This is a genomic window from Microbacterium sp. Au-Mic1 (assembly GCF_021341785.1).
Taxonomy (GTDB): Bacteria; Actinomycetota; Actinomycetes; order Actinomycetales; family Microbacteriaceae; genus Microbacterium.
Window position 1 is genome coordinate 145741 of sequence record NZ_JAJTTF010000011.1, and the last position, 10394, is coordinate 156134.

Consider the following 10394-nt stretch of genomic DNA (forward strand, 5'->3'; position numbering starts at 1 on the left):
TCAGCCCTCCGATCCGATGGGCGCGACGGGGAGGGGGCTGCGGACCTCGTCGGCGAAATGGCATGCGGAGCGGGAGCCGTTCGGCCGGGTCTCCAGCCTCGGGCGCACCTCGACGCAGATCGAGCGTCCGCGGGCGAGTTCGCACCGCGGCGCGAATGCGCAGCCCGACGGCCGGGAGCGCGGCGAGGGCGGATTCCCCGGAATGGCATAGGCGCGCTCATCCCGCGCGGTGAGCTGGCTGCGCAGCAGACCCTGCGTGTACGGATGCGTCGGCGACAGGAAGATGTCCCGCGTGGATCCGGCCTCGACGATCCGCCCGGAGTACATGATGAGCATCCGGGAGGCGTTCTGCGCGGCGAGCCCCAGGTCGTGCGTGATGAGGATGAGCGCGGACGACAGCTCGGCGCGCGCCTGCTCCAGCGTCATCATGACCTGCGCCTGCACCGTGACGTCGAGCGCAGTCGTCGGCTCGTCGGCGATGAGCAGGGCCGGGTCGTTCGCCATCGCCATCGCGATCACCGCGCGCTGGCGCATGCCACCCGACCACTCGTGCGGGTACGCGCGGGCTCGCGTGGCGGCGTCCTTCACACCCACCCGCGCGAGCAGACCGTGCACCCGGGTGCGCGCCTCGGCGCGGGACACCTTCTGATGCAGCCTGATCGCCTCGGCCAGCTGCGAGCCGATGCGCCGCAGCGGGTTGAGCGCGGTCATCGGATCCTGGAAGATCATGCCGATGTCGCGGCCGCGGATCTGGCGAAGCTGCTGCTCGCGCAGGCCCACGATGTCCTTCCCCCGCCACCGGATCGACCCCGAGGCGACCTCGAGCCCGTACGGCAGCAGGCCCATCACGGCGAGCATGGTCAGGCTCTTGCCGGATCCGGACTCGCCCACGATGCCGACGACCTCGCCGTCGTCCACGGTGAAGGACACGTCGTCGATGAGACGCACGGTCTCGCCGTCAGGCCCCGTCGTGGTGACGACCAGTCCCTGCACCTCCAGCAGCGGAGGCGTCGTGATCATCTCTGCAGGCATGTCATCGCACCTTCCGGAGAGGCTGAGTGCTCTCGGCCGTGAACCGCTGGCTGAAGAACGTGGTGCCGCCGACGATCAGGAAGATCGCGAGCCCCGGCAGGATCACCTGCCACGGCGAGAGGCGCAGGTACTTCTGGCCCTCGAGCACAAGCCCGCCCCACGTCGGCTCGGGCGGCTGGATGCCGAGGCCGAGGTAGTCGAGGCCGGCCTGCAGCAGGATCACGGATCCGATGCTGGTGACGGCGACGATGAACATCTGCGGCAGCACGTGCGGCAGGATGTGCGTGCGGATGATGCGGGCGGACGAGGCGCCGAGCATCCGCGGCGCCATCACGAAGTCGCGTCCGCGCAGCGACAGCGCCGTCGCGCGGGCAAGCCGGGCGAAGCTCATCCAGTGCGTGAAGCCCAGGACGAGGATCATCAGCAGCGCGCTCGGGCCGAAGATCGCCGAGAGGGCGATCAGCAGCAGCACCGCGGGCAGCGCCAGGCTGACGTCGGTCACGAGGGCGATCACGTTGTCCGCCCAGCCCCCGAAGAATCCGGCGAGCAGGCCCAGCACGGTGCCCACGACGAAGTTCACCAGCACGATCGCGGCGGTGATGAGCAGGGTCGTCTGGCCTCCGGCGGCGACACGGCTGAGCAGGTCGCGCCCGACCACATCGGTCCCGAGCGGGTGGTTCGGATCGATGAACGGCCCGAGGCGGGCGTGCGCGAGATCCTGGGTGAAGGCGTCGAAGCCCGGCCAGAGATGCACGGCGATGATCGCGAGGATGACGAGCAGCACGACGATGCCGCCGAGCGTGGAGAGCCAGCGCCCCTGACGGGTGCTGAACCGCGGGCGACGGCGGGTCGCCGCGCTCACCTGGGCCATGGCCACTGTGTCGGTCATGCGAGTTTCACTCTCGGATCGATGAGCGAGTAGAGGAGGTCGACGACGACGTTGACGACCACGAAGATGAGCACCACCACGAGCAGCCCCGCCTGCACGACGGCAAAGTCGCGCTGGCTCACGGCGTTGATCAGGGTGACCCCCATACCGGGCCAGGAGAACACCTGCTCGACGATGATCGTGCCGCCGAGGAGGCTCGCGAGGTTGAGCCCGGCGACGGTGAGGATCGGCAGGAAGGCGTTGGGCAGCATCTCGGTGGCGACGACCGCGGCGTGACTCTTGCCCCGCGCGTACGCCGTGCGCACGTACTCGGCCGTGGTCTGCTCGCTGAGCGCCGAATCCAGCAGCCGCACGTACAGCACGAACTGGGCGGTGGCGATGGTGGCGACCGGCAGCACGAACGAGGCGGGGCCGGTGTAGCCGAGGCTCGGCAGCCAGCTCAGGGCGACCGCGAAGATCAGCACCAGCAGCACGCCGAAGAAGAAGTCCGGGACCGACGAGCGCAGCGCACCGGTCCAGACGAACATCGCCCGCAGCGTGCGGCTGCCCGTGATGTGGATGAGCACCGCGGCGACCACGGCCAGCACCAGCCCGATCGCGAAGGAGGTGAGCGCGAGCGTGGTGGTCGCGGGGAGCCGTTCGAGGATGATCCCGATCGCCGTCTGAGACGGGTTGCGGTAGGAGACCCCGAAGTCGCCGCGCAGGAGGCCGGCGAGGTAGCGCCCGTACTGCACGAGCAGCGGGTCGTTGAAGCCGAGCTTGCCGTTCAGGTCGTCGATCTGCTGCTGGGTGGCGCCCTCGGTGAGGATCAGGGCCGCGGGCTTGCCCGACAGCCGTCCGAGGACGAACGCGATGGTGACCGCGACGAACAGCGTGACGACCGCCTGCAGGATGCGACGGATGATGTAGGACATGGGGATCTGATCTCCTCAGCGTGGATCGGTGCGCGGGCCCGAGGCTCTGAGCCCGCGCACCGAGCTCATTTGGCCGAGCGCCCGATCTCGGCGGCGCGGTAGATGCCGTCGACGGCCGGGGTCCAGCTGATGGTGCCGGCCGCCGCGTACGCGTTCTTGTTCTGCCAGAGCGGGACGTTCGACACGTTCTCGGTGTTCCACTGCCAGATCTGCTTGAACACGGCGTCGCGCTTGTCGGCGCCGGCGGCCTGCTGCTCCACGTAGAGCTTCGCCATCTCGGGGCTGCGCGCGTAATCCTCGGGACCGCCGGCGAGCAGCTGGCTGACCACCACGTCGCCGTCCATGCTCGAGGGCGACCAGTAATTCAGGTACAGACCGGTGATCTGGTGGTTCGCCAGGCTCAGGCTGAGGCTGGACTGCTCCGAGCCCACGAGCTTGATGTTCAGGCCGGCCTTGCCGAGGTCGGCCGCGATCGCCTGCGCGACCTCGGGGTCCGTCGGGGATCCGCCGGTGCTCGCGTACTGCAGCGTGATCGCCTCGCCGTCGTAGCCCGAGTCGGCGACGAGCTTCTTCGCGGCGTCGAGGTCGTACTTCGGCGTGGGGTAGCCGTCGACGTAGCCGGTGACGCCCTTCGCGACGGGCTGGCCGGTGGGCGTGGCGAGGCCGTTGAGCAGACTCTTGATGATCGAGCTGCGGTCGATCGCGAGCGGGATCGCCTGGCGCACCTTCTGGTTCGACAGCGCACCGGCGGTGGTGTTCACGCCCAGGAACGCGACCTGGTTGGAGGCCGCCTCGATCACCCGGGCGTTCTGGGCCCCGTCGAACACGGGCACCTGGCTGGCCGGGATGATCGCGGTGTCCAGCGTGCCCGACTCGACGCCCGTGACGCGGGCGTCGGGGGCGCCGACGAACGAGAACGTGATGTCCTTGATCTTCGCCTTGGTGCCCCAGTAGGCGTCGTTGCGGGTGATCTTGTAGTCCACGCCGTGGTTCCAGGCGACGAAGGCGTAAGGGCCGGTGCCGACCGGCGCGTTCGGGAACTTGTCCGGGCCCAGCGCCTCGTAGACCTTCTCCGGCACGATCCCGATCGTCGCGACCTGGTTGAGCCAGGCGCTGAACGGGTTCTTCAGGGTGAACGTCACGGTGTGCGCATCGGTCGCCTCGACCTTGCTCACCATGGCGATCGCGACCTTGTTGGTGGACTTGTCGCTGGCGAGGATCTTGTTGTACGTGTACACGATGTCCGACGCCTTCAGGTCGGATCCGTCCTGGAACTTGACGCCGTCGCGAATGGTGAAGGTCCACACGTCCTTGGTGTCGTTCGAGGTCCATTGGGTGGCGAGGCCCGGCTGGATCGTTCCTTTGGCGTCGATGCGGGTCAGGCCGTCGAACACCGCGTAGTACATGTTCCACGCCGAGAGCGAGCGCATCATGATCGGGTCGATGTTGGCCGGTTCCGTGGGCATCGCCAGGGTCGCGGAGCCGTTGTCGACAGCCGCGGTCGAGCTGCCGCCGGTGCTCGTCGCGGTGCCCGCGCTGCCCATGCAGCCGGACAGCAGCACCGCGCCGAGGGCGAGGGCGGCGCCGAGGGCCAGGAGGCGCCCGCGTCGCTGTGTCTTCGTTGACATTTCGGGTTCCTTTCATCCGTCACAGCGCCGGAGGGCGTGTGCGGGAGCGGATCGGGTAGCGAAAGTAATATGTAATACATTACCTTCGCTGTTCGATTTTGGTATACAAATCTGCGACTGTCAAGGGGGACTCCCTCCCGATGTCGCAGCGTCAGGAACGGATCAGAACGCCCATCTGCGGCATCCCGGGGACCTCGAGCTCCGAGATCTCGAGCGAGTCCAGATCCACGATCGCGAGCCCGTCCCACGGGCCCCGGCTGGTGGATCCACCCGTGAGGATCGCCTTGCGGCGGCCATCCGGTGCATCCAGCCACTCCACGACGTTCTCGTGCCCCTTCTCGAGCGGCAGCACCGTCTCGTCACCCGATCCGAGATCGCGGATCGTCAGGCTCGGGCCCCGGGTCGCCCCGCCGATGGCACCCACGCCGACGACCAGCAGACGCCCGTCGGTGGTCAGCCCCACGCCGTGCTGGTGCGAGTCGGCGGTCATCGGCTGCGTCTCATAGGTGCGCGTCGCCGGCGAGTAGACCACGAGCCCTTGGCCCTGGTACGGCAGATAGAGGGTGCCGTCCTCGGCGACGGCGGCGTAGTGCGGCTTGTAGTGCGACATCAGGCCGCCCTCGGTGCCGAACGGGGCGATCTCGGTGCTCGTCACGGTGTGGGCGGGGATGCTGATCGTGTTGAGCGTGAACGAGTCGTGGTCGATCGTGTACATCTCGTCCCCGGTGGGCGAGATCTGCACGTCGAACGGCCGCAGCCCCACCTCGAACGAGTCGGTGAACGCCCCGACCGCCGTGTCGAAGCGCTCCACGGCCGAGTTCCGCCCTGTGCGGGTGATCGCGACGTAGACCGCGGATCCGTCCGGGGTCACCACGACGCCGGTCCCGCCGGGGCGCTCCTCGCCGTACTCGATGACGGAGGGCTGGTCGAGATACGGAACCAGCGCGAGCCGCTCGCGGGTGTCGAGGTCGACCACGGCCAGGCCCACCGCCGTGCTCACGTAGGCGCGGCGGGACCCCTCGTCCACGGCGACCGCCCACGGGGCTGCTCCCACGACCGTCTCGGTCTGCACCGGCGCGTCCGGGCTCCTGAGATCGACGAAGGCGATCCTCTCGCCGTGACTCTCGGTGACCACGAAGATCGATCCGTGGCCGGGCGTGCTGGTGCGGACCACCATGGGGCCCTCGCTTCCTCCGGGCATCCCGGTTCGACTCGGCTCCGGCGCGCACGAAGGCGCCTCGGATCGCCCTCTGGGCGGCCACGGGCGCACCGGATCAACTTCGTCGAAAATGGTATGCCATTTAGGGGTTGGTATACAACAGGGGAATTCTGTTCGAGGATCGATTCAGGATCCGGCGACATCCAGCACGAGATCGGTCCGGACCTCGCCCACCGCGACACGCACGGTGACCTCGCCGGCGTTCTGTGCCTGCAGGCCGAGTGAGCTGGCGACGCCGTCGGCGTCGGTGGAGGACGTCTCGAACCCGCCCGGGTAGGCCGCGGGCCCCGAGATCACCTCGAAGGTCGCGACGCGATCCTTCAGCGGAACGCCGTCGACCGTGGCCTGCACGACGAGCCGCACCTCGTCGCCGAGGCGGACCGCGCCCTCCGGCGACACGACGCGGATCTCCGGACCGCGCTGTGCCGCCGCGGCGGACGCCGAGGTCGCGGGCCTCGCGGCGCCCGGTGCGCCCGCGGCGCATCCGGTGAGGAGGGCCGGCACGAGCAGGGCGAGCAGAGCGACCGCCGCCGCACCGCCGGCCCCGGCGCCGGCGCGGCTCACGCCTGCACCAGGGTGATCACGAACGTCCGCGTCACCGGTCCCACGTGCACCAGCACGGGGAAGGTGCCCGCGGCGAGCGCCACGATCGGCAGGATCAGGGTGCCGTCGGTGTCGATCGGGGCGGAGGCCAGAGCGCCCTGCAGGAGGACGGACTCGTCCCACGACGCGATCCCGCCGGCGTTCACGAGCTCCGCCGTGCCGTCCGCCGGGATCGGGCCGGAGCCCGCGACCTGGAAGATCAGCGGTGCGGTGTCCCCCGCGGCCGAGAACGGGTAGGTCTGCGCGTCGTCCACGGCGCCGAGGAGGTCGATCGTGATCGCGGCCGAGGCCGAGGCCTGCGGCAGCGCGACCGCCGCCGCGATGACCGGCACCGACCAGGCGCCGGCGACGAGGGTGCGTCGCCGGGTCCAGCCGCGGTCGCCCCCCATGCCCTCGCCTCCGGGCGTCGTCGTGATCTGCGTCGTCATGGTGCTGCCTCCTGCGTGGGTGTCTCCGCGGTGTCGGGTGCGCCGCGGGCGGGATCCGGTGCCGGTGCTCATCGCGCGGCCGGGTAGGGCGTCGGGATCGTGGCCATGCCGGATCCGCTCGTCAGGGTGACCGTCGCGGTACCCGCGGGGATCGAGGCCAGCATCGTGCTGAACCCGTACGACACCGTCGCGCCGGGCGCGACCGCCGGATACGTCCTGGTGCCGTACTTCGTGGCGATCTTCACGTCGGTCGCCGTGGACCCGGTGTTCGTCACCGCGACCGTGAGCACGACCTTGCCCGAGACCACGGCCGGCGTGACCTTCACGTCGGCCGTCAGCGTCGCGACCGGGTCCACCACCGTGATCTGCGGCAGCGTCGTCGTGCGGTCGCGGAACGCGGCGGTGATCGTCACGGTTCCGGCCGTCGCGGCGGTCGCACCCGGTGCGACGGCGATGCCGGCGGCGTTGCTCGAGACGGTTGCCGTGCTCGCTCCCCCGGCGAACGCGCCGCCCGAGATCGTGAACACCACGTCGGCGCCGGAGACGCCGTTGCCGGAGGCGTCGACCACCTTCGCACCGAAACCGGTGATGGCCTCGCCACGCAGGACGGTCTTCGCGGCGCCCAGGGGCTGCACGTCCCGCCCGGCGTCGGCGCCGGTCGCCGCGAGCGTGAGACCCGAGATCGGCCCGTTCACGCCCTGATCGGTCGCCCGGCACTCGACGAGCGCGGCTGCCGTGCCCGGCACGGCGAACGGCGTGGAATACGCCTGCCAGGCGCCGCCGTCGACGCGGTACTCGATGCCGCCGGCCGACGCCGCCGGGACCGTGTGCAGCGTTACCGTGCGCCCCGCCGCGCTCGCGACCACTGCGGGCAGCGACGACGGATCCGGAGCACCCTTGCCGAGCGAGAACGAGGCCACCACAGCGCGGTGATTGCTCGCCCAGGCGTTGCGGAGCACGGCGGTCGGCGACGGCCAGCCCGCCACGACCGTGTTCGCGCCGAGTACCTGCAGCGCCGATCCGGCGTAGTGCACGGTGTCGATGCGGTCCTGCGGCTCATCGGCGCCCGACGGTGCCTTCACGACGAGCGGCGACCAGGTCTCGCCCGGGTCGGAAGCCGGATCCGGATTGGCGGTGCGGTAGGCGTCGGCCAGACCGGCCTGCGCGAGGCGTGCGGGCACGGGCCAGTCCACCGCGCCGATGCCGCAGTGCGCGGCGGCGGTCGCGGCGGTCCAATCGGCGCCCGACGGCGATTCCAGATCCGAGAGGACGACGACCGGTGTCGGCGCGGACGTCTCCGTCGTGATCGCCGCCGCGAGGGCGTCGACCTGCGCGTAGCGGGTGCTGCCCCGTTCCGCCGCGACGAGAGCCGCCGGGTCGGTCACCCCGTCGAGGCACGCGGCCTCGGGGCCGTAGCCGGTGCGGTCCAGCCCCATCGTCCACACCCGCACCGGGCGACCGAGCACGTCCACCGTCGCGCCCAGACCCGGCTGCTCACCGACGACGGTGCGCGCGCTGAGCGGGTGCGGCGAGATCAGCCCCACGCCACCCGGCCCTTCGAGAGCGTTCCAGCCGAGGGCCTTCGCGAGAGCGGTCGCGGCAGTGCCGCCGTCCTGCTGCACGCCGATCACGTCGAAACCGTTCTCGGCGATCACGGCGAGGTTCTTCAGCGTCGCGTCGTTGACATGGCCGCCCGCATCCCAGAGGTTCCAGGTGACCGCGTCGAACGGCGCCGCCGCATCGGCCGCGAGCACGGGGACCTCGACCTCGATGCGGGCCGTGGTCGTGCCGTCCGTCGCCTCGACCGTGAGGTAGCCGGGATCCGCGGGCGCACTCGCAGGAGCGGTCCCGGACACGACGCCCTGCGCGTCGACGTTCAGCCAGGCGTCGCCCTCGACCTTCGTGTACGACGTCACGGATCCGCCGTTCCACAGCCCGGCGACGGTCTGCGAGACCGCACCACCCGTGCGCACCGAGGGCGCGCGCAGCACGCCGGACACGAAACCGCGGGCGAGAGTGGATCCGTCCGTCACGACGTCACCGGAGTGCGTGGCCATGTAGTCGTTCTGGACCTGCGCGGCGGAGATCGCCCGGTCGTAGAAATCGAACGTGTCGATCGCGGCGTTGATGAAGCCGTCGCCGTCGTCGAGCAGCGAGCCCTCCGCGCCGACCCGGAACGGGTAGCCGCTGACCAGGGAGAAGCCGGAGCCGAGGCTGGTGCTCTGCGCGGTCTGCTCGCCGTCGACGAACGTCGTCATCGTGCTCGCGGAGCGGTCGACGACCACGGCCACGTGGTGCCAGGATCCGATCACGGACGTGCGGCTCGCGTCGGCGAGGTAGTTCTGCGTCGTCGACGTCCCGTTCTGACCGAAGCATCCGCGGAGGATGCCGGGGCTGCCCGCCGTGTTGTAGAGCGTGACCCCGCGGTTGTAGCAGTGCCGGAAGTCCTGGTTCGAGACGATCGGCGAGTCCGAGCTCGACGAAGCCTCCTTGAGCCAGAACGTGTACGAGAAGCTGCCGGATCCGTCCGTGTGGCCGGGGACGAGCGGGAGCGAGAAGAAGTTCACACCGCGCGTGCTGCCGTCCGGCGCGTTGACGTACGCCGCCTTGCCCGTGGTGCCGGCGACATAGGACGGCGAACCCGACCAGGTCGCGTCGTTGCCGCGTCCGGAGGAGTCGGGGATCGCGGTGCCGTCCGCGGTCTCGAAGTCGTAGGAGGCGAACGGGGCGACCGCGTCGCCCGGTGCCCGCAGCCGGCTCCAGATCGCGGAGAGCGTCACCGTCGTGTTCGCGCGGACCGTGAGGTCGGCGGCCGACTGGGCGTCGGCGTAGACGACCTGACCCTTCGGGCTCAGCGCCCATCCCTGGAACTGGTAGCCGGGTCGGACGAAGCCGTTGGCCGCGAGCGTGGATGCCGTGCCGATCGTGAACGTCTGCGCCGCCATGTCGCCGGAGGTGGCGCCGTTGCCGTCGAAGGCGACCGTGTAGGTGCCGGAGTCGGGCTTGAGCGTCGCGTAGTCATCGGCGACCTGTGCGGACGGCAGCACCGCGTCGTAGAACCGGAGGTCGTCGATCGCGGCGTTCGTGTAGCCGTCGCTGACGTCCTTCTCGCTGCCGCTGAACCCGCCGATGTTGAACGCGAGACCGCTCTTCAGGTTCGTGGACGCGGTCACCTCGCCGGCCGCCGAGCGTTTCGTCTCGACGCCGTCGGTGTACACGATGATCACGTTCGTCGTGCGGTCGACCGTGACGGCCACGTGGTGCCAGGATCCGGCGATGTTCGGGGAGGCGCCGTTGATGTAGCGCTTCGTGCCGCCCGCCGTGGTGCCCCAGCACGCCTGCAGCACGCCTTGGGTGGTCTGGTTGTAGAGCGTGAGGCCCGCGTTGTTGCACGACGCGAAGTCCTGGTTGCTCATCAGCGTGCCGTAGGAGGTGCGGCTCTGCTCCGACATCCAGAACTCGTAGGAGAAGCTCCCTGATGCGTCGGTCTTCCCGGCGACCAGGGGCAGCTTCACGTAATTCGTGCCGAGCCCGATGGTCGCCGCGGATCCGGAGACGCCGGGTCGGTAGCCCGGGGATCCGACCCAGCGCGCGTCGTTGCCGTTGCCCGAGACGTCCTTCACGGTCGACCCGTTGTCGGCGTCGAAGGTGTATGCCGCGACCGGCGCGATCGCCCCCGGC

The 10394-nt window shown here is 70.2% G+C and carries 8 protein-coding genes; all 8 read right to left on the reverse strand.

From position 1 onward, the window contains the following. Positions 1-1032 carry an ABC transporter ATP-binding protein gene (locus LXM50_RS15030; protein ID WP_233312290.1) on the reverse strand — a complete coding sequence of 344 codons (1032 nt, stop codon included), beginning with the start codon at positions 1030-1032 and terminating at the stop codon, positions 1-3. 1 nt (position 1033) lies between these two features. Beyond that, positions 1034-1921: an ABC transporter permease gene (locus LXM50_RS15035; protein WP_233312291.1), complete on the reverse strand. Its 888-nt coding sequence runs from the start codon at positions 1919-1921 to the stop codon at positions 1034-1036. Next, entirely contained in the window at positions 1918-2835 is a 918-nt protein-coding gene (locus LXM50_RS15040; RefSeq protein ID WP_233312292.1) for an ABC transporter permease, read from the reverse strand. Before LXM50_RS15040 ends, LXM50_RS15035 begins: the two co-directional genes overlap by 4 nt. 65 nt (positions 2836-2900) lie before the next feature. Beyond that, on the reverse strand, positions 2901-4463 hold the full coding sequence (locus LXM50_RS15045) for an ABC transporter substrate-binding protein (protein WP_233312293.1): 1563 nt from the start codon (positions 4461-4463) through the stop codon (positions 2901-2903). 151 nt (positions 4464-4614) lie between these two features. Continuing rightward, complete coding sequence (locus LXM50_RS15050) at positions 4615-5640, reverse strand: YncE family protein (RefSeq protein ID WP_233312294.1); 1026 nt, start codon at positions 5638-5640, stop codon at positions 4615-4617. A gap of 168 nt (positions 5641-5808) precedes the next feature. Beyond that, a complete protein-coding gene (locus LXM50_RS15055; RefSeq protein WP_233312295.1) occupies positions 5809-6246 on the reverse strand; it encodes a hypothetical protein in 438 nt (145 codons plus the stop codon). Beyond that, positions 6243-6713, reverse strand: a complete 471-nt coding sequence (locus LXM50_RS15060) for a hypothetical protein (RefSeq protein ID WP_233312296.1) — start codon at positions 6711-6713, stop codon at positions 6243-6245. The genes LXM50_RS15055 and LXM50_RS15060 overlap by 4 nt, the downstream gene beginning before the upstream one ends. A gap of 68 nt (positions 6714-6781) precedes the next feature. Next, positions 6782-10394: LamG-like jellyroll fold domain-containing protein (locus LXM50_RS15065; protein ID WP_233312297.1), on the reverse strand; the 3613-nt coding region annotated here is incomplete at its 5' end.